We start from the raw sequence: 18,229 nt of genomic DNA, 5'->3' as shown, positions 1-18,229 counted from the left end.
GGCTGCATTCCGCGAATGCGAGCATCGCGAATCGACGATGCGACATGCTCAGGAGCGGGGGATTATTGCAGCTTGCTGCGGACGTGCTGGCTGCGGCGAACGATGGATTGCGCTTCCACCGTCACTTCCTTCTTGCCGAACAGGCGGAGGAAGATGGCGTTGACGGTGGCATGGGCGCTGACCGTCAGGGTGCCGGCGGCGGCATCTTCGGCAATCGTCAGGGGCGACAGGTTCGAGCCCAGGAATCCGTTGGGAAAGGCTTTGTCGAAGAAACTTCGGATGTGCCCATCGCGTTGCGAATCGAACATCACGCGCCCGCCGGCCAGCGCGGCGGCATCGACCGCCTGTGACAGTCGGGCTTCCACCGCATAGCTGCGCAGGGCATCGACGGTGCAGCCGGCACCCAGCGCGGTCGGAATGGCAAGGATCAGGGCGACCACCAGAAGCAGGTGACGACCCGTCCGCCGGTCTTCGTGCCCGCCATAGGGCAGGGGACGATAGACCAAAGTCATTGCCGGCCTCCCAAGCAATTGCCTATGCGGAAAGGGGTGTTTTGATTGGATGCATTACTCTTAGCATCATCCGACAAGCAGGCAAACCAGGAAATGCAGCAGAGCGACAGCAAAAATCGCGGCGCAAGTTGTTATGTATTTTACGCAAAGGCGGTAATCCAAATTCGCGCGAGCGGCAAGAAAGGGGAAACCCCACTGCGGCTCGCAGGAAGCGTGATCTCGACTTTGAAAACGCCTGGGAGGCGAAGTCGAGCCGGGACAAAAGTGGGGCAAACTGCCTCGACTCGGGCGACCTCAAGGACTTGTTCATCGACATCGTCGTCAGGCTTGATCCGAGCGCCCCTATCATTCCATCCCCCGAACCGTTCCTGTCCGTGGTCACTCGAACGGGCAGTGGCCGACTCGATCGCGTCTCGCCCATGCGTGGCACATCGTCATGAACTGAACACGCGCGCGCCTTCTCCGTTTCCGTTTCGCCCGCTAGAGTCCGGGCACAATGACGGGGAGACGGCCCGATGAAGGGCGGCGTTTGGCGCGTGGTGATGTTGGGGCTGGCGGTGGCGGCCGCCGCGCTGGTCTTTCTGGGTGTGGAGATCACCCAGCTGGCGGCGGATGACCGCACCGCCTTCACCCGCGGTCTGGCGATTTGCGGACTCGGCCTGTTGTCGGTGTGGTTCGTCTTTTCGCGCCTGTCGCGCCATTTCCGCGATCTCGGCCGCCTGTCCGACCGCCTGTCGGGCGCCCGTTCCCGGATCGACCTTGAACCCCTGTCCGGCGGGCGGGGCGGCGAATTGGCGCGCCTGGCCGAGGCGGCGAGTCTCGCCCGTGGCGGGGGGAATGGGCTGGCTGATGGCCCGCTGGGGAATGGTCCGTTGGGCGGTGGGCGCATGGACCGTGCCTTGCGGGCGGCGCTGGTGCTGTCCGACGATCCGCTGCTGATCCTCGACGAGCAGGGGCGGGTGGAGCAGTTGAATCCCGCCGCCGCCCGTCTGCTGGCGGTGGAGGAGGGGGCCGACATCGGCAAGTCCCTGCAGCGCGACGATCTGGCCCGCGCCATGGAGCGGGCGCGCGGCAGCGGTGCTCCCGTCACTGCCGTGTTGCGCCGGACGGAAGATGGCGAGTTGTCGGCGCGGGTGGCTGATCTGGGGCTGAGCGCCGGGACGCTGCTGTCCTTCCCCGCCCGCGGCATGGCCCATGCCGCCGGTCTCAGCGGCAAGCGCACGCTCAGCCTGCGCCCAGCCCAGCTTGCCACCCCGCTCGGCGACGAGGAGCCGCTGGCCGCACTGCCATTCGTGGCGCTTTGGGTGGCGACGGCGGGTGAAGAGCCTGACGACGGTCCGGTGATCGCGGTCGGCACTGTCCGGCTGGTCGGATCGCGGATCTTTCCGACGGTGTCGCTCACCCTGTTGATCGATCCCGTCGATCCGGTGCCGGCCTCGGCAACGGCCCGTCACGGAATCGACACCGCCATGGTGGCGGGCGAACGCCCGTTCGCTGCGGTGTGGCCGGCGATCCAGGAGGCTCTGCACAATTGCATCGCCGTCGGTATCGGTGTCGACCTAGGCCTTGCGGCACTGGCACGATCGGCAGCCCAGGGTGGTATTGCCGATCCGGCGTTGCCCCCATCGCTCGACCTCGGCGCGCTGGCGGGAGCCCTCGACCCGGCCTTGGCAGGCGCGTCGCCGGACCGTCTGGCGGACGCTTTGGCTTTGCCCCGTCATTCGCGTAAAGGTCCGCAGGGAGAAGCGCTGTTCCAGGCCGAACTTGCCGTGGCATTGATATCCCGGTTGACGGATCGCGGGATCGTCACCCAGGGGCAGGCACGGGCGCTGATCGCCGGCGGCGGCGCGCGGGTGTCACTTACGCATCCTCCGCAAGCCTGAACCCGCTCATCGACAGCCGGGACTCCGGCCGCAGGTAATGGCGTGTCCAGGGGCCGGCATGGTCGAAGGGGGTGAGGCAGCTGCCGCCGCGCAATACCATGCGGTTGCTCGCGAGCCGGCCATTGACGGCCTCGTCCGGGACTCCCTTGTCCCCGCCATGGGGGCGACGGTAGCCGGGATATGTCGTGAAGGCATCGCCGGTCCATTCCCAAACGTCGCCGCACATCTGCCAGGGCCCGGTACCGTGGCACGTGCCGGCGCGGGGATGTCGGTGGCCGGTGCCCAGCAGGTTGCCCATGCTGCCGCAGCCGGCGGCGACCACTTCCCATTCCGCCTCCCGCGGCAGACGCTTGCCGAGCCAGCGGGCATAGGCGTCGGCCTCGTACCAGCTGACATGGCAGACCGGCTCGTCGGGGGCGAGCGGCTGCATGCCGTAGAGGGTGAAGACCTGCCAGTCATTGCCTGACCCGGAGGCGCCGCGCTCCCAATAGAGCGGTGCGCTCCATTCTTCGGCCCTGGCGATTTCCCAGCCGTCGGACAGCCAAAGGGAACGGTCGCGGTAGCCGCCGGCCTCGATGAAAGCCAGGAAATCGCCGCAGGTCACCGGACGGGCCGCCAGCCGGTAGGGCTCCAGCCAGACGCGGTGGCGTGGGCTTTCATGGTCGAATCCAGGCAGCGGCTCTGATCGGCCGACCTCGACGAGACCGCCGGATTGCTCCAGCCAGCCGTCGGGCGGGGCGCCCAGATGCGGATGATCGGGGGGCTGTTCGTAGGCCGGACGAAGCGGGTTGCTCCACAGCGCGTGCTTGATGTGCAGGAGCAGTCGCTCCTGGTGGCGCCGCTCATGGGCGATGGTCATCATAAGCGCCGATTCGGTCGGGTTCCACAGAGCATCGTCGATGCCATCGATCAGGTGCAGCACCGCGGCGTTGATCTGATCGCGGTGGCGCATGATCTCGGCCGCCGTTGGGCGAGACAGCATCCGGGGCGGCGGGGGGCCGCCATTGCCGCTGGCCGCGAACAGGTCGAGGAAGACCGAGTCGGCAGGGCGATAGCCGGGGTTGAACGGGATCAGCACCGCGACCTCGAACAGCCAGCTGGTGTGGGCGAGGTGCCATTTTGCCGGTGCGCCGTCTGGAACGGTCTGCACCATCAGGTCTTCCGGCGACAGGGTGGCGACCAGTTCGGCGGTGCGGGCGCGCGCCTTCTGGAAGCGTGTGGCAAGGGCCTGCCGGCGTTCGGCAAGGGACTGGTCGGCAAGGGATTGCGCGGCCTGGGCTGCGCTCGGGATGGGATGTGTGTCGGGCACGGGCGGTCCCTCCGAAATCCGGATCTCTTCGGAGAGTGTCCACCCGGAGCGCTCCATTTGGAATGCGTGCATCCGTGGGGTGGCGGTCACCGCAAATAGCGGCTGCGACCGGACGCCGCATCTGCAAAGGCATTGCCCGTGCATAAGCCCAAAAAACGAAAAGGCCGCCAGAAAGGCGGCCTTGTTCATTCGAAGCACAGCTCAGTGTCGGACAAGACTTACTTGATCTTGGCTTCCTTGAACTCGACGTGCTTGCGCGCCACCGGGTCGTACTTGCGGAACGACAGCTTCTCGGTGGTCTTCTTCGGGTTCTTCTTCTTGACGTAGAAGAAACCGGTGTCTGCCGTGCTCACCAGCTTGATGAGGACGGTGTTCTGCTTGGCCATGATCTCGATCCCGACAAAAAATCCGTGCCCCGCCGGCCCGGCGGGGCGGCGTCGTAGCGGCGGAAAATACCGTCTGACGCCGCAATGTCAAGCCCTATGGGCGGTGAAATCAGCGTCCGCCGGCGATTGCCACAAGGACGCCGCCCGAAACGGTGGTCAGCGCTCCGCCACGGTGTTGACCACGGCGGTGGCCACGGCGCGCTGGTAGAGCCCCGGCTCCGCCAGCAGGCGCATGGCGACCTTCAGGTCCAGTTCCGGCTCATGCTCCTTCCAGGGGCAGGCCTCGCGCAAGGCGTTCAGCGCATGCTCGTCGTCGGCCGCCTTGGACCGCCAGCTCGCCACCTGCGCCGGGCGCAGGCGGCCCTCGCGCAGGTCGGACAGCAGCGCCTCAGGATCGGTCTGGCCGGCCCGGCTGGTGCAGACGGTTGGCTGGACGCCCTGGCGGTGCAGGGTATAGCCGGCCGGGGTGTAGATGCGGCTCCAGGTCAGAAACAGCTCGCCGTCGTTGGGCAGGCGGTTGACCGTCTGGACACTGCCCTTGCCGTAGCTGGACGCCCCCACCACCACCGCACGGCCCGAGTCCTGCAACGCCGCCGCCACCACCTCCGCCGACGAGGCGGAACGGCCGTCGACCAGCACCACCAGCGGCAGCCCGTCCAGCAGGTCGTCGGGATTGGCGTCGAAGCGCTGGCGGCTTTCCGGGTTGCGCCCTTCGGTGGAGATGATCCGGCCGCGGCGGATGAACAGGTCGGCGACCGCGACGGCCTGGTCCAGCAGCCCGCCCGGATTGCCGCGCAGGTCGAGAACCATCCCCTGCAAGGTCGGGCCTGCCGCCTGCCGGATCGAGGTCACTGCCGAGCGCAGGCTGGAGGCGGTGGTGGCGTTGAAGCGGTCGAGCTTGACGATGCCGACGTCGCCGGACATCGAATAGGTCACGGTGTTCGGCACCACCCGCTCGCGACGCAACGGCAGGCGGCGGGGCGGCCCATTGTCGCGGGCGACGGTCAGCGTGACCAGCGTGCCGGTGGGGCCGCGCAGCCGCTCCCGCATGTCCGCCGCCGTCATCCGCGTGGTCATGTCGCCGTCGATCGCCAGAAGCTGGTCGCCGTCGACGATGCCGACGCGCTCGGCCGGGCTGTGCGGCATGACGTCATGCACGATGACGCGACCATTGGACGTGGTGTCCAGCGACAGGCCGACGCCGCCATAGCCCTCGCGCTGGGCGCGTTCGTTGCTGGCGCGCTGGACGCCGGTGTAGCGGGAATAGCCGTCGAGATCGGCGGTGACGCCGTCGAACACCACTTGGTACAGCCGTTCCGGCGTCGCTTTCGCCAGAATTGGGGAATAGCTGCGGGCGCGGTCAATGATTCGGGTGGTCAGAACCGCCCAGCCGCCGGCATCGCCGTCGGCAGCCGCACCGTACTCCGCCGCCAGGGCGCCCGAGACGTACAGGCGTACGGCACTGCCGGCACGCTCCACCGTCACCGACGGGTCAAGTGCGGTCAGACCCTTCAGCCCATCCATGCCAAGTCGGTTGAAGGACACCGGTTCCAGATAGACTTCGGCGATCTTGGCGAAACCGACGGAGAAGACCTGTTCGATCACCGGCAGCGGCGCGTTGGTCGCGGCCTGCGGCGTCCCGGCGAGAGCGGTGGTGGCGAGAAGTGCTGCGGCGGAGAACTGGAAGGCCAGATGGCGGAAAGAACGGCGGAAAAGACCCGCCATGCCCGACATCAGGGGGATCGGAAAAGACGGCACGTGGGATTGTGCATCCTGATCGCACACGCTGTGATCGAACTGGGCCATGGGGCTAACCGCGGCCTCCCTTTCCTGCAGCCGGACCGGACGAGGATGTTCCCGATCCCGGATGGGTGATAGATACACCTTCGTTCAGGAGGGCGGGCGGGACAAAATTGCGGGCCTCACCACAATGTTGCGGATTGTCCCGACCTGTGTCGCCAAGGTCACGCTGGTATGGCGGAGGTGCGGGCAAACCATGGCTTGGCCGCGAGTCGATCATATATCAGCCCCCGAGCTCGGGCGTTGCCATTATGCAACGGTGTGGCGGCGACCCGCTTCTCACATCGAGTCGGCCAATCGGAATAGCGTGCTGCCGCCGATCGGATCAGCCTCCACCAGCACCACTTTGACCGGGCTGCTGAGCCCGTATGTGCGGCCCGTACGTTGCCCGACCAGAGCGTGTGCGGCCTCGTCGTGCTCGTACCTGTCGTCGGGCAGGCTGCTGGCGGGGACCAGCCCGTCGGCACCGCTCTCGTCCAGCCGCACGAACAGCCCGAAGCGGCTGACCCCGGAGATGCGGCCGCTGAAGCGTTCCCCCAGCCGGTCGGCCAGGAAGGCGGCGGTGTAGCGATCGACCGCATCGCGTTCCGCGGTGGCGGCACGACGTTCGGTGCCGGACAGATGCTCGCCGATCTCCGCCAGCCGCCCAAGCGTCTCGTCATCCAGCCCGCCGACGCCGAGCCCCAGCGTGCGGATCAGGGCGCGGTGGACGATCAGGTCGGCATAGCGGCGGATCGGTGAGGTGAAATGGGCATAGCGGTGCAGAGCCAGCCCGAAATGGCCGATGTTGTCCGGGCTATAGGCGGCCTGTGCCTGGGCACGCAGGATCACCTCGCTGACCAGCGGCGCGTGAGACGTGCCCTCGACCTTGCGCAGGATGCGGGTGAAGTGGTCCGGCGTCAGGTCGGCGCTCTTGGCCAGCGGGTGGCCGATTTCGGCAAGGAAGCCGCGCAGCGCCTCCATCTTCTCCATCGAGGGACGGTCGTGGATGCGGTAGAGGCCGGGCATGGTCCGCCGTTCCAGCACCTCCGCCGCCGCGACGTTGGCGGCGATCATGAACTCCTCGATCAGCCGGTGGCTGTCGTGCCGCTCCCGCCGGGCGATCTCGGCGACCCGGCCGCGCTGGTCGATGTGCACGCGCCGTTCGGGCAGGTCGAGTTCCAGTGTGCCGCGCTTCGCACGGGCGGCGGCGAGGCGGGCGTACGCGCCGAACAGCGGGGCGATGACGCTGTCGGCCAGCGGCGCCGTCACCTCGTCGAGCCGGCCCTCGTGGCAATCCTGTACCTGTTCATAGGTCAGCCGCGCCGCCGACCGCATCAGGCCGCGGACCAGGCGATGCCGGATCAGCACACCGTTGCGGTCGATCCACAGGTGGAAGGCCAGACAGGCGCGGTCCTCCCCCGGCCGCAGCGAGCAAAGCCCGTTGGACAGCGCCTCCGGCAGCATCGGCACGACGCGGTCGGGGAAATACACCGAATTCCCGCGCTCGTAGGCCGTCCGGTCCAGCGCCGATCCAGGGCGCACATAATAGGACACGTCGGCGATGGCGACGATCAGGTGCCAGCCCTCCGGATTCTCCGGATCGCCGTCCGGCTCCGCCCACACGGCATCGTCGAAGTCGCGGGCGTCGGCGCCGTCGATGGTCACCAGCGGAATGTCGCGCAGATCCTCCCGCTGCATCAGCGCCGGCACCGCCGCCAGTTCCGCCTCGCGCAGGGCGGCATGCGGGAAGACCGTGGGGATGCCATGGGCATGGATGGCGATCAGGCTGAAGGCGCGCGGCTCGTCGGTGGAGCCCAGCCGCTCCACCACGCGGGCCTGCGGCTGGCCGGCGCGCCCGGCCGGCAGGATGTCGGCGAAGACGAGATCGCCGGGTTCGGCGTCGCCGCGGTTGGGCGGCAGCACCAGGAATTCGGTCTTGTGGCGGCGGTCGGTCGGGTGGATGCGCCCGCCGTCGGCGGCTGGCCGGTAGACGCCGAGGATGCGGCCCTCGCGCTCCCCGTCTATCCGGCGGATGACACGCGCCTCATAGAGCCGGTCGTTGATGCGGGCGAGCTTCGCCAGCAGCGTGTCGCCGACCGCCAGCGGCTTGTCCTCGCCGCGCGACTTCTTTTCCGGCAGCAGGAAGATGCGTGGCGGAGTCCCTTCGCCGGTCCAGGTCAGCGGCCGGGCCGCCAATTCGCCGTCCGCATCGACGCCGGTGACCAGCAGAACCGCGACCGCGGGCAGCGACTGTGGCGGGGCCATGCGCTTGTTGCGCCCGCGCTCCACGGCGCCATCGGCCTCCAGCTCGCGCAGCAAATCCTTCAGCATCTCGCGGTCGGCCGATCCGGACAGCTTGAAGGCGCGGGCGATCTCGCGCTTGCCGACGGGGGTGGTGCTGGACCGGATGAAGGCGAGGATGGCGTCCTTGCCGGGGAAATGGCTGTCGGTCACTGGATGGGAGGTCCGTCGGTTCTTGTCTCGCGGGTCGCTATATAGGGATCAGTTGCCGCCGGCGCTCGTCGCCCACGGTCTGCCCGCTAGCGCCCGAATGGCCTCGCTGCGCTCCACCGCCTCGCGGAAGCCGGAAAGCGGGAATCTGACCTCCGTCTTCTCGCCGGCCGGCGACTGGCCTACGATCGAGACCTCCGGCGCCGGAGCGATCTTCTCCACCATACGTCGGTTGATGTCGGGATCGCTCACCGCGCAGGTGTTGGTCTCGAACCGGAAGGCCTTGCAGGGGGAATCGGGTTTGAACACTGCCCGGTCGGCCCAGACCCGCACCAGCCTGTCCAAGTCCAGCGAGTCGGCGGAAACGCGGAAGCGCAGCCCCTCGCGCCAGCGATCGGTCGAGCGCAGCCAGACCAACCGGGCGGTACGGTCATTGATGCCGCGGGTGGACAGTTCGCACTCCACCTGCCGGGTGCCTGTCCAGAGCTGGCAGTAGAGCTTCCAGTTTTTGAAGCTCTCGTCGAATTCCCGGAAAGGCCTGTCGTCCGCCACGGCCGCCGGAACAGCGCCGGGAATGGAGACCAGCAGGGCCACCAGGGCAAGGATCAGGCGCTGTCTGCGGCGGGCGGGCATGGGCCGGTCACTCCCGCCGCTCGGCCCGCCGGCGCAGCAGGTGGTCGGCCAGCACGCAGGCCATCATCGCTTCGCCCACCGGCACGGCGCGGATGCCGACGCAGGGATCGTGGCGCCCCTTGGTCAGGATGTCGGTGTCGTTGCCGGCGGTGTCCACCGTCCGGCGCGGCGTCAGGATCGAGCTGGTCGGCTTCACCGCGAAGCGGACGACGATGTCCTGCCCGGTGGAGATGCCGCCCAGGATGCCGCCGGCGTGGTTGGACAGGAACTGCGGCTGGCCGTCGGCGCCCATGCGCATCTGGTCGGCGTTCTCCTCGCCGGTCAGTTCGGCCGCGGCGAAGCCGTTGCCGATCTCGACACCCTTGACCGCGTTGATCGTCATCATCGCGCAGGCGAGGTCGCTGTCGAGCTTGTCATAGAGCGGGTCGCCCAGCCCGACCGGCACGCCGGACGCCACCAGTTCCACCACCGCGCCGGCCGACGAGCCGCTCTTGCGGATGCCGTCGAGATACTCGGCCCACTGGGTGGCGGCGACCGGGTCGGGGCAGAAGAAGGGGTTGTTGTCGATCTCCGCCCAGTCCCAGCGGCTGCGGTCGATCCGGTGCGGACCGATCTGCACCAGGGCGCCGCGCACCTGGATGGCGGAACCCAGCACTTTGCGCGCCACAGCACCGGCGGCGACCCGGCAGGCGGTTTCCCGCGCCGAGGAGCGGCCGCCGCCGCGGTAATCGCGGATGCCGTATTTCTGCCAGTAGGTGTAGTCGGCATGGCCGGGGCGGAATTTGCCGGCGATGTCGCTGTAATCCTTGGAGCGCTGGTCGGTGTTCTCGATCAGCAGCGAGATCGGGGTGCCGGTCGTCTTGCCCTCGAACACGCCGGACAGGATCTTCACCTGATCGGATTCCTGGCGCTGGGTGGTGTAGCGTGACTGGCCGGGGCGGCGCTTGTCCATCCAGGGCTGGATGTCGGTTTCCGCAACGAGGTCGATCAGCGACGGGCAACCGTCGACGACGACGCCGATGGCCGGACCGTGGCTCTCGCCCCAGGTGGTGAAGCGGAAAAGCGTGCCGAAGCTGTTGCCGGCCATGGTGACATCCTCCCGAAACGAACCCGCACCCGAAAATTCACAGCTGAGAAGCAGTGTACCGAGTTTTCACCGGCTGTGAAAATGCGCGGGTTTCTTGCGGCCTTTCGGCGGCAAGGTCAAGGAAGCGATGCGCTGATTTTTGAGGGGATTTTAAAGGGGGAGTGAATGAGGGAAATGGTGCTGCCAGAGAGGATTGAACTCTCGACCTCTCCCTTACCAAGGGAGTGCTCTACCACTGAGCTACGGCAGCGCCAGATGCAGGCGCCTGATGACAAGATCGGAAGAATGGTGCTGCCAGAGAGGATTGAACTCTCGACCTCTCCCTTACCAAGGGAGTGCTCTACCACTGAGCTACGGCAGCCCCGATAACCGACCATCGCCGGGGCGACGCGTCCGGGTGAGGCGTTCAGGCTTGACCGCCCCCCGAAGTGGCGCGGGTTATGCCACAGGCCTTTTGGGGATGCAAGCGCTTAAAATCACCTCGTCACTCACTTTTTTTCGTGCCCGGAACGAGCTTCCCGATCCGGTACCGATCACGCCTGCGTCGCGGCCGGCGGCAGCACCGCTTCGGCGCGGAAATCGGGCACCACGGTGCCGAGGATCGACAGGACCCGCTCGCCGTCACCCGCCCGTGCCGCGGCCTCCAGTTCGCCCACTGCGCGGTTGATCAGCGCATAGTCGATCAGCCGGGGGGAGGCGAGGAAGACGCCGTCGGCCTCGGTGCGGCTCGGCGCCTCCGCCGCTGTCAGGATTTCCTCGAACAGCTTCTCGCCCGGGCGCAGGCCGGTGTAGGCGATCTCGATGTCGACGCCCGGCCGGTAGCCGGCCAGCCGGATCATCTGGCGGGCAAGGTCGGCAATCTTCACCGGCTCGCCCATGTCCAGCACCAGGATCTTGCCGCGGTCCTCAGCCCGGGTGGCGCCGTGGGCGGAGGCCTGTAGCACCAGTTCCACCGCTTCGCGCACGGTCATGAAGTAACGGCGCATGTCGGGGTGGGTGACGGTCAGCGGACCGCCCTTCGCCAGCTGCCGGGTGAACAGCGGCACGACCGAGCCCGACGAGCCCAGCACATTGCCGAAGCGCACGGTCATGTAGCGGGTGGCATGCTCCGTCCCGTCGCGCGGCGGCAGGACGTCCAAGGCTTGGCAATAGGTCTCGGCGAAGCGCTTGGCGGCACCCATCACGCTGGTCGGGCGGATCGCCTTGTCGGTGGAGATCAGCACCATGGCGAGGCAGCCGGCGGCACGCGCCGCGTCCGCCACGTTGCGGGTGCCGATGACGTTGGTCAGCACGCCTTCGCACGGGTTGGCCTCCACCAGCGGCACATGCTTCAGTGCCGCGGCGTGGAAGACCAGGGCAGGGCGCTCCTCCTGGAACAGGCGCATGATGCGGTCGCGGTCGCGCACGTCGGCGATCACCGGGCGTGGGTCGAGGCCGGGGAACCTCTCCCGCACCTCCATCTCGATGCTGTAGAGGTTGAACTCCCCGGCATCGAGCAGGATCAGCCGTTCCGGTCCCAGCGCCGCGATCTGGCGGACCAGCTCGCTGCCGATGGTGCCGCCGGCGCCGGTGACGATCACCCGCCGGCCGCCGACCAGCCCGGAAATGGCGCCGCGGTCGAGAACGGCCTGCGGCCGGCCCAGCAGATCCTCAAGCGCGATCGGCCGCACCTCGACACCCTTGCCTTCGCCGAGCGCCGATTTGAACTCGGTCAGGCTGGGCAGGCGCGACAGGACCAGACCAAGCGCCTCCGCCCGGTCAAGCAGGCTGCGCAGGGTCGATCCCTTGAGTTCGGCATCGCCCTTGGTGACGATCAGCCGCTGCGGCCGCTCATGCTTGCGGTCCAGCGCCTGGACCACCTGTTCCAGATCATCCGGGCCGCCCAGAACCGGGACGCCCCGCACGGCATGGCCGACCCGCCGGCCCTTGTCGTCCAGGATGCCGACGACGCGATAGGCTGACTGGCCCGGCTGGTCGAGCGAGCGGATGAACAGCTCCGCCGCATCGCCGACGCCCAGCAGCAGCACGGGGATGCGCGGCACGCCTTCCACCGCCTCGGCCCAGCTGAAGCGGCGGTCCTTCATGAAGCGGTAGGCGAAACGCGGCCCGCCGAGCAGAAGCATCTGCACCAGCCACAGGATCGGCGGCAGCGATCGCGGCAGAAGCTCCGCGCGCGTCAGCAGGAACATCGCCAGGACGAAGCACAGGACCGCGACGGTGACGGCGCGCACCACCTGCATCAGGTCGGGGATGGAGGCATAGCGCCAGATGCCGCGGTACAGTCCGAACAGCAGGAAGACCGCCGCCGAAACCCCGACCAGCACCGGCAGCGCGATGGTCAGCGCGTCGAAATACAGACCGAAGGCGGACCCACCCACCCGCAGGTACAGGGCGACGGCCAGGGCGACCCCGGTCATCACCAGATCGTGCAGGAACACCAGGAATGCCCGTGCGGACGGGATACGCATGCCGCTAAACCTTGTTCATTCGTCCGGCTTGTTTCGCCGTCGCGATCAGCCGCGGGAAGCTTTGAACCATTCCGCGGTGGCGCGCAACCCGGACGCAAGGTCATGCGGCGGGCGCCAGCCGAGCTTTTTGCGGATGGGTCCGTCGTTCACCGTCAGCGTGCCGGCCAGCCGGTCGAACACCGCGCGCGTGCCGGTCAGCGCCGCGCCGAGCGCCATCAGGCCGCGCGGCACCGGGATCAGCCGCGCCGGCCGGGCCAGCGCCACGGCGATGGCCCGCACCAGATCGGCGGTCGACACCGGCTCGCCATCCTGAACCAGGAAGGTTTGGCCGGCGGCGTCCGGATGCTCCAGAACCGTCACCACCGCGTCTGCGAGGTTGCCGACATAGATCAGGCTGCGCCGGTTGTGGATGCCGCCCAGCGGCAGCGGCAGACCGGTTGCCACCAGCTTCACCAATGCCCGCATGTTGCCGGCGGCACCGGGGCCATAGACCAGCGGCGGGCGGATCACAACCACCTCCATGCCGGTGCGGGCGGAGATCGCCGCCAGTGCCCGTTCAGCCTCCAGCTTCGAGATGCCATAGGGGCTGGTCGGGGCCGGCGTCGTCTTCTCGTCCAGCGGCGTGGGCCGGCTTTCATCCACCATCGCCTTTATGCTGCTGAGATAGACGAAGCGCTTTACACCGGCCGCTGCCGCCTGCTCCGCCAGTTGGACGGTTCCGGCGGTGTTGACGCGGCGGAACTCCGCCAGCGGGTCGGCGGCGTTGTCGCGCATGACATGGACGCGGGCCGCCATATGGACGACCGCGTCAACGCCGGCCAGCGCAGCTGTCCAGTCGGTGTCGGGACCGATGTCGCCGACCATTGCCGGCTCCCACGGGCCATCCTTGCGGCTGCGCAGGGCTGCGCGCACCGCATGTCCGCGGGCGGCCAGCAGCGGGGCGGTGTGGCGACCGACGAAGCCGGTGGCGCCGGTCAGGAGAACGCGCATGTGCAGGATGGTCCGGGTTGATTTCGTATGAGGGAGAACAGCATGCCTTAGTTTCCGGTTTGGCCGGGTGGCGCCATGGCGCAAAGCCCCAAGACCCTTTTCCAGCTTTCGGTCGGGTGTAGGAATGGCTATAAGCTGGAAAGGGACGCGTGAATAAGGACGCTACCAAGACATGTCACACATCGTCGACGGTGCAAATGATCGGCACAGCCGGATCATCATCGTCAGCTTTAATTGCGCCGACTTCGTCAATCGCGTCATTGGCTGTCTGCTCGATCAGACCGATCCTGCCTTCGAGGTGGTGATCGTCGACAATGCCTCAAAAGACGTTGACGGTATCGCCTTGCCGGCTGATCCGCGCTTCCGCATGGTCCGGATGGACAGCAATGTCGGATTCGCCAAGGCCAACAACATCGGCGCCGCCGGCGCCACCGTCCCCTGGATCGTCACGCTGAACCCGGACGCCTTTCCGCGCCGCGACTGGATGGAGCGGCTGCATGCCGCCGCCCAGGCGCAGCCCGACGTGGCGATGTTCGGATCGACCCAGCTCTTCTCGCACGACCCCCGCATGATCGACGGCGAGGGCGACCAGTATTCCATCTTCGGCTTCGCCTGGCGGGTCAATTACCGTCGCATGCTGAAGCCGCCTTATTACAGCGGCGCGGTCTTCTCGCCCTGTGCCGCCGCCGCCATGTACCGGCGCGACTTTTTCGAGGCGGTCGGTGGTTTCGACGAGGATTACTTCTGCTATTGCGAGGATGTCGACCTCGGCTTCCGCATCCGGCTCGCCGGCGGGCCTGCGGTGCAGGTCGGCGACGCGGTGGTGGAGCATGTCAGCAGCGGCGTTTCCAAGCAGTACGGCACCTTCGCCCAGTATCACGGAGTCCGCAATCTGGTGTGGACGATGGTGAAGAACATGCCGCTGCCTCTGCTGCCGCTGGCCTTCGCCGGCCATTCGCTGCTGGTGGTCTATCTGGTGTTCCGCAGCCTGGGCAGCGGGCGCACCGGCGCCATCGGCCGCGGCATCCGCGACGCGCTTTGCGGACTGCCGCGCATGATCGCCAAACGCCGGTCGATCCAACGCCAGCGCAAGGCGACGCTGGGGGAGGTTGCCGGCATGATCGCCTGGAATCCGCTGCTGCTGAAGACGCGCGGGCGGCCGGGCTGCCCGCTGTCGCGTCGCTCAGACCAGCCGCCATCCGTGGGTGTTGAAAAAGCGTAGGGCGGAGCGGGCGAACATCCGGATGTGCGCGCCGCCCTTACGCGCCGCCTTGCCGCCGAAATGCACCATGCGGACATCCGGGACATAGGCGATCTCGCCCAGCGCCATAGCCCGGCGCGACAGGTCGAAATCCTCGAAATACAGGAAATAGCCGTCGTCGAAGCCGCCCAGCCGTGCCAGCGCCTCGCGCCGGAACAGCATGAAGGCGCCGCTGACCTGCTCCAGCCCGGTGACGATGGCATCGCGGGTGACGTCGCGCATCTCGTAGCGGTCGAGCCGCTTGGCGAAAAGCCGCTTGACCGCGGTCGGAGCGAAGGCGCGCAGGCCCAGATCGAGCACGGTCGGCCGCCGCTTGCACAGGAACTCCTGCTCCCCCGATGGGCTGAACACCTTGGGGGTCAGCAGCACGGTGCGCGGGTGGGCCTCCATATAGCGCCAGCCGGCCAGCAGCGCGTCCGCTTCCAGCAGGATGTCGTAGTTCAGGATCAGGTGATAGGGCGCGTCGCCCTGCCGGATCGCCAGATTGTGCCCGGCGCCATAGCCGACATTGCCGTGTCCGGCGATCAGCATCGCCGGCGGCCGGCCGGGCGCCGCGTAGCGGTCCAGCAGCACCCGGAACGGGTTGGAGCCGGCGTCGCTGCCTTCCGGCGCGCCATTGTCGATGATCCACAGCCTGGTTTGCACGCCGGCACTCTCCGCCAGCCGGCCGGTGGCGGCGGCAATGGTGTCGAGCGAGCGGGCCAGCAGCTCCGGATCGGGGTGATAGAGGACGACGGACAGGTCTAGGAGCGCGGTGGTCATGGGGATCAGGCCTTCGACATGCGCGTCAGCGTCGCCAGCAGCAAGCCCACGGTGACGGCGCCGGGCGCCAGCGTCCAGGCCCCCAAACTGCCGGCGGCCAGGGCCGCTGCGACGAGGACGAGGCTGTAGGCGATGATGGTCAGCACCACGCGGTCGTGCCGGCCGACGCCCTTGGCGGCCTTCTGGTAGAAATGCTCGCGGTGGGCCTGCCAGATCTTCTCGCCGCGCAGCAGGCGGCGCAGCAGAGTGATGGTGGCATCGGTCAGGTAATAGGCGGGCAGGATCAGCGCCGCCGCCCAATCACCGCGCGCCGCCAGCGAGGCCAGCAGGAAGGCCAGGATATGGCCGAGCGGGATGCTGCCGACGTCGCCCATGAACATGCGGGCCGGCCGCCAGTTATGGGTCAAGAACCCGGCCGCCGCCCCGGCCAGCGCCGCCCCGGCGACTCCGGTCAACCCGAAATCGCCCATGACCAGCGAGACCAACGCGACGCCGCCGCCGATCAGGATGGTCTCGCTGCCGGCCAGCCCGTCGATGCCGTCCATGAAATTGTAGAGATTGACGAACCACAGCCACAGGAAGGCGGTCGCCGCCCGGTCGAGCCCCCAGGGCAGCCAGCCCTGCCAGACCAGCTGGTCGGACGGCAGCGCCAGCAGCCCGAACGCCACAGCCAGCATCTGCACCGCCAGCCGCAGCAGCGGCGACAGCGTGCGGCGGTCGTCCATCCACGACACCCCCATCAGCGCCGCCGTGCCGAGCAGGACCGCTCCGGTTTCCAGCGGCCGGCCGAAGGCGATCCCGGCGATGGCGAAGACCGGCACCACCGTCAGCATCACCGCCCAGCCGCCGCCGCGCGGGGTGGGTGCCTGATGGCTCGACCGCTCGTTCGGGATGTCCATGATGCTGCTGGCGAGCAGGTATCGCAGCACCCGTGTCGACAGATACCAGCCGACGGCCAGACACAGCAGGAAGACGGCGATCAGCGCGGACGAATAGGCGGTGACGGTCATGGGGACTCGGGTGGTGGAGGGAAGGGGAGGGTCAGAGCTTGTGATAGCCCTTGTACCACTCCACGAAGCGGGGCAGGCCGATCTCGATCGGGGTCTTCGGTTCGAAGCCCAGCACCTGACGGCTCAGTTCGATGTCGGCGGCGGTTTCCGGTACGTCGCCGGCCTGCATTGGCTCCATCACCTTCACCGCTTCGCGGCCCAGGGCCTGTTCCAGCACGCCGATGAAGCGCATCAGCTCCTCGCAGCGGTTGTTGCCCAGGTTGAAGACACGGTGCGGAGCGCCGGTCTCCGCATCGACCGGGGCGGGGCGGTCGAGGGCGGCCAGCACGCCGGCGACGATGTCATCGATATAGGTAAAGTCGCGCTTCATCAGGCCGCCGTTGAAGACGCGGATCGGCCGGCCGGCGGTGATGGCGTCGGCGAACAGCCAGGTCGCCATGTCCGGGCGGCTCCACGGACCGTAGACGGTGAAGAAGCGCAGGCCGGTCATCGGCATCTGGTAAAGGTGGCTGTAGGTGAAGGCCAGCATCTCCGCCGCCTTTTTGGTGGCGGCATAGACCGACACCGGGCTGTCGACGCGGTCCGCCACCGAGAAGGGCATCTTGCGGTTGGCGCCATAGACCGACGAGGTCGAGGCATAGACGAAATGCCGCAAGCCCGGCATGCGCCGAGCCGCCTCCAGCAGGGTCACCTGACCGGTGACGTTGGCATCGACATAGGCATAGGGGTTCTCAATGGAATAGCGCACGCCCGGCTGTGCCGCCAGATGGACCACGCCCGTCACATCGTTGAGCTGCGGCCACAATCCCTCCACCATCGCGCGGTCGGAGATGTCGGCCTTGATGAAGCGGAAGCCGGACCGGCCGGTGAGCCGGGCCAGCCGCGCCTCCTTCAGCGCCACCGCGTAATAGTCGTTCAGGTTGTCGATGCCGAGGACGTTCTCCCCGCGGTCCAGCAGCGCCGCCGCGACATGCGATCCGATGAAGCCGGCGGCCCCGGTTACGAGGATGGTCATGGTCCGACACCCTTATGACGATGGTCCGCCGGTCTTATGCCCCAGTGGCGGTTGGCGCGCCAGCCTCCATCCACGCGGGTCCTGTGACCGGTTCGCATGCTTGACAGCCGCTCCGCCCTGCCGGTCTACTGCGCGACCGCGACACATCAGGACCGATGGGACCATCGATGCCCCCGAAGAAGAATCCGCTGAACCTGAACCCGCTTCAGCTGCGCACCCTGACCCTGCTGCAGGAAATCGCCCGGCTGGAGAACACGCCGGCCGAAGGCGAGGGGGGTGGTTTCCAGATCACCTCGCTGCCGCACGCCCACGGCAACCACTTCCACCTCGGCCATGCCGTGGTCGCCGCCAAGGATGCCACCGGTCTGCAGAACGACGCGGTCTGGACAATCCTGGAGCGCAAGGGCATCGTGAAGCGCACCCCCGGCGCCGCGATCCTGACCGCCACCGGCGTCGAGTACGACACCGGCCTGCGCGACCAGATCCTCCATCACTCCGATCACTGAGGTCCGGGGCGGAGCCGCGCCGATGGACGACACCGCCAACACGATGAACACGCCGCCGGCACCGGTGAAGCCGAAGCCGGCGGCGAAAGACCGCGACGAGCGCCTTGCCGCCCGCCTGCGCGAGAATTTGCGCAAGCGCAAGGAACAGGCCCGGCTGCGTGGGGAATAGTCCCT

The 18,229-nt window shown here is 67.8% G+C and carries 16 protein-coding genes and 2 tRNA genes; 4 read left to right on the top strand and 14 right to left on the bottom strand.

Features of this window, described 5'->3' with window-relative positions; genetic code table 11:
* Positions 1-62 precede the first annotated feature (62 nt).
* On the bottom strand, positions 63-512 hold the full coding sequence (locus E6C72_RS01030) for a pilus assembly protein TadG-related protein (protein WP_109444168.1): 450 nt from the start codon (positions 510-512) through the stop codon (positions 63-65).
* A 515-nt stretch (positions 513-1,027) separates the two neighbouring features.
* Between E6C72_RS01030 and E6C72_RS01025 the strand changes: the two genes are divergently transcribed.
* Positions 1,028-2,395 carry a PAS domain-containing protein gene (locus tag E6C72_RS01025; RefSeq protein WP_109444167.1) on the top strand — a complete coding sequence of 456 codons (1,368 nt, stop codon included), beginning with the start codon at positions 1,028-1,030 and terminating at the stop codon, positions 2,393-2,395.
* Here the strand turns inward: E6C72_RS01025 and egtB are convergent.
* The 10 genes from egtB to E6C72_RS00975 all read right to left on the bottom strand — a co-directional run bounded on the left by egtB (position 2,373) and on the right by E6C72_RS00975 (position 13,501).
* Entirely contained in the window at positions 2,373-3,704 is a 1,332-nt protein-coding gene (gene egtB, locus E6C72_RS01020; protein WP_247876081.1) for an ergothioneine biosynthesis protein EgtB, read from the bottom strand. The genes E6C72_RS01025 and egtB overlap by 23 nt on opposite strands.
* A gap of 218 nt (positions 3,705-3,922) precedes the next feature.
* Entirely contained in the window at positions 3,923-4,090 is a 168-nt protein-coding gene (rpmG, locus tag E6C72_RS01015) for a 50S ribosomal protein L33 (protein WP_012974790.1), read from the bottom strand.
* Positions 4,091-4,246: 156 nt separating this feature from the next.
* The gene (locus E6C72_RS01010) at positions 4,247-5,815 is read right to left on the bottom strand and encodes a S41 family peptidase (protein WP_247876080.1); all 1,569 of its coding nucleotides are present in this window, start codon (positions 5,813-5,815) and stop codon (positions 4,247-4,249) included.
* Between the two features lie 354 nt (positions 5,816-6,169).
* The gene (gene rnr / locus E6C72_RS01005) at positions 6,170-8,326 is read right to left on the bottom strand and encodes a ribonuclease R (RefSeq protein WP_109444165.1); all 2,157 of its coding nucleotides are present in this window, start codon (positions 8,324-8,326) and stop codon (positions 6,170-6,172) included.
* Between the two features lie 48 nt (positions 8,327-8,374).
* On the bottom strand, positions 8,375-8,956 hold the full coding sequence (locus E6C72_RS01000; RefSeq protein WP_109444164.1) for a hypothetical protein: 582 nt from the start codon (positions 8,954-8,956) through the stop codon (positions 8,375-8,377).
* Between the two features lie 7 nt (positions 8,957-8,963).
* The gene (aroC, locus tag E6C72_RS00995; RefSeq protein WP_109444163.1) at positions 8,964-10,043 is read right to left on the bottom strand and encodes a chorismate synthase; all 1,080 of its coding nucleotides are present in this window, start codon (positions 10,041-10,043) and stop codon (positions 8,964-8,966) included.
* A gap of 175 nt (positions 10,044-10,218) precedes the next feature.
* Positions 10,219-10,293: transfer RNA gene (locus tag E6C72_RS00990), tRNA-Thr, on the bottom strand.
* A gap of 36 nt (positions 10,294-10,329) precedes the next feature.
* A tRNA-Thr gene (locus E6C72_RS00985) sits at positions 10,330-10,404 on the bottom strand.
* A gap of 172 nt (positions 10,405-10,576) precedes the next feature.
* Complete coding sequence (locus E6C72_RS00980; protein WP_109444162.1) at positions 10,577-12,511, bottom strand: nucleoside-diphosphate sugar epimerase/dehydratase; 1,935 nt, start codon at positions 12,509-12,511, stop codon at positions 10,577-10,579.
* A gap of 45 nt (positions 12,512-12,556) precedes the next feature.
* The gene (locus E6C72_RS00975; protein ID WP_109444161.1) at positions 12,557-13,501 is read right to left on the bottom strand and encodes an SDR family oxidoreductase; all 945 of its coding nucleotides are present in this window, start codon (positions 13,499-13,501) and stop codon (positions 12,557-12,559) included.
* Positions 13,502-13,673: 172 nt separating this feature from the next.
* Between E6C72_RS00975 and E6C72_RS00970 the strand changes: the two genes are divergently transcribed.
* Positions 13,674-14,723, top strand: a complete 1,050-nt coding sequence (locus E6C72_RS00970; RefSeq protein WP_109444160.1) for a glycosyltransferase family 2 protein — start codon at positions 13,674-13,676, stop codon at positions 14,721-14,723.
* Here the strand turns inward: E6C72_RS00970 and E6C72_RS00965 are convergent.
* From E6C72_RS00965 to E6C72_RS00955, 3 genes are read right to left on the bottom strand one after another with little or no spacing between them, the layout of a single operon-like run.
* Positions 14,685-15,524, bottom strand: coding sequence for a glycosyltransferase family 2 protein (locus E6C72_RS00965; RefSeq protein ID WP_109444159.1), 840 nt, complete (start codon positions 15,522-15,524; stop codon positions 14,685-14,687). The two genes, E6C72_RS00970 and E6C72_RS00965, sit on opposite strands and share 39 nt — an antisense overlap.
* Positions 15,525-15,529: 5 nt before the next feature.
* The gene (locus E6C72_RS00960; protein ID WP_109444158.1) at positions 15,530-16,534 is read right to left on the bottom strand and encodes a glycosyltransferase family 4 protein; all 1,005 of its coding nucleotides are present in this window, start codon (positions 16,532-16,534) and stop codon (positions 15,530-15,532) included.
* Between the two features lie 31 nt (positions 16,535-16,565).
* Positions 16,566-17,549, bottom strand: a complete 984-nt coding sequence (locus E6C72_RS00955; RefSeq protein WP_109444157.1) for an SDR family NAD(P)-dependent oxidoreductase — start codon at positions 17,547-17,549, stop codon at positions 16,566-16,568.
* Between the two features lie 167 nt (positions 17,550-17,716).
* Between E6C72_RS00955 and E6C72_RS00950 the strand changes: the two genes are divergently transcribed.
* Positions 17,717-18,055 carry a hypothetical protein gene (locus E6C72_RS00950; protein WP_109444156.1) on the top strand — a complete coding sequence of 113 codons (339 nt, stop codon included), beginning with the start codon at positions 17,717-17,719 and terminating at the stop codon, positions 18,053-18,055.
* A gap of 22 nt (positions 18,056-18,077) precedes the next feature.
* On the top strand, positions 18,078-18,224 hold the full coding sequence (locus tag E6C72_RS31660) for a hypothetical protein (RefSeq protein ID WP_169055112.1): 147 nt from the start codon (positions 18,078-18,080) through the stop codon (positions 18,222-18,224).
* Positions 18,225-18,229: the final 5 nt, after the last annotated feature.

The sequence above is a fragment of the Azospirillum sp. TSH100 genome (assembly GCF_004923295.1).
Lineage (GTDB): Bacteria > Pseudomonadota > Alphaproteobacteria > Azospirillales > Azospirillaceae > Azospirillum.
The sequence above is the reverse complement of the archived record's forward strand: the minus strand, read 5'-3'. Positions and strand labels throughout refer to the sequence as shown.